At 33.4% G+C, this 1190-nt stretch carries 1 protein-coding gene and 1 pseudogene; both read right to left on the minus strand.

The window, feature by feature from the left end:
* Positions 1-55: 55 nt before the first annotated feature.
* Positions 56-1024, minus strand: coding sequence for a site-specific tyrosine recombinase/integron integrase (xerA, locus tag CP355_RS09960; RefSeq protein WP_098044450.1), 969 nt, complete (start codon positions 1022-1024; stop codon positions 56-58).
* 43 nt (positions 1025-1067) lie between these two features.
* A pseudogene (locus CP355_RS10700) lies at positions 1068-1190 on the minus strand (restriction endonuclease subunit S); the annotation flags it as partial.

A 1190-nucleotide genomic window follows, 5' to 3' on the forward strand; every position in this document is an offset into this window, starting at 1 on the left:
TTTTACCAGTTATATCAAATAACTTTGTCATATCATCACTACAAATCTGAATTTGCTAGGATATATATTTTCTATGAGCGGCCTTTACATTATTTTGGTTAACAATCGCATACTGCATCGTCGTATCTATCTGAGAATGTCCAAGAATTTTCTGAACTTGTTCTATTGGCATGCCTTTATCAATCGCTCTTGTTGCCATACTTCGTCTGAATTTATGTGGATGGACTCTATCAAGATGCAATTTTCTGCCAAGCTGACGAAGTCGAATCTCAACTCCACTAATTTTTAATCTGTTGTAGGGTTTGTCCAAAGACACAAAAAGCGCAGGATTATCATCAATCCTACTCTTTAAGTAATTAATTAAATGTATTTTCGATTTAGCATCAAAATAAACTCTACGTTCTTTATCGCCTTTACCAAATACGACACATTCTCGTTCAGAAAAGTTAATATCTGCCCTATTAAGTCGAACCAATTCTCCTACTCTAATACCAGTAGAATAAAGAAGATCAATCATAGCCACATCTCTTAAGCAATCACATCCATCACGTAACCGTTCGATATCCTCGTCAGTTATAACATTCTTCACTAATTTCTCTGCACGAATCTTATGAATTCTACGCATCGGGCTTTTCAAAATATAGTCTTCCTCTTCAAGCCAAGAAAAGAAGCTAGAAATGTTACGCCTCACATTATCAATAGTTGTCTTACCACAATTATTGATCTTCTGATAATCAACTAGATACTCACGCATTTGCTCAGTTGTTACTTTTCTAATAGGATGTAATACTTTCTTCAAGAGTTGCTCAACTGTCACTTTATAGTATTTGATAGTTCTTTCTGAACAGCCTTCAATCTTCTTAGCTTCTAGAAATTTATTCAAGTATTCTTCGTTGCTAATCTTTTTCTTTTCCGGTTCATCTTTAACTAATCTCTTTAGTAAAACTTCCTGTAGTCGTTTAAGCTGTGCTGCATTAAGAACATCAGCCATATCGTTGATTATTTCGATAAATTTTTCATTCATAGTGAAATTCTCCCAAAATTTAGAGTTATTTCACTATTAAACCTTAACTAAAGTACTTTTGCATTAAACTGTCGTATAAAATTTGTGTTTCATCCAATGACTTTTGAATTGCAACTTTTGATTTGTCGACTTGTTGAACGAATGATGCAAATTTGTTTTGAGATTC

Source organism: Lactobacillus sp. UMNPBX4 (assembly GCF_002554115.1).
GTDB classification, from domain to species: Bacteria; Bacillota; Bacilli; order Lactobacillales; family Lactobacillaceae; genus Lactobacillus; species Lactobacillus gallinarum.

Bases quoted from the DNA above. Each gene is read 5' to 3' on its own strand.
- xerA (WP_098044450.1), bottom strand. From the start codon at position 1,024: ATGAATGAAAAATTTATCGAAATAATCAACGATATGGCTGATGTTCTT.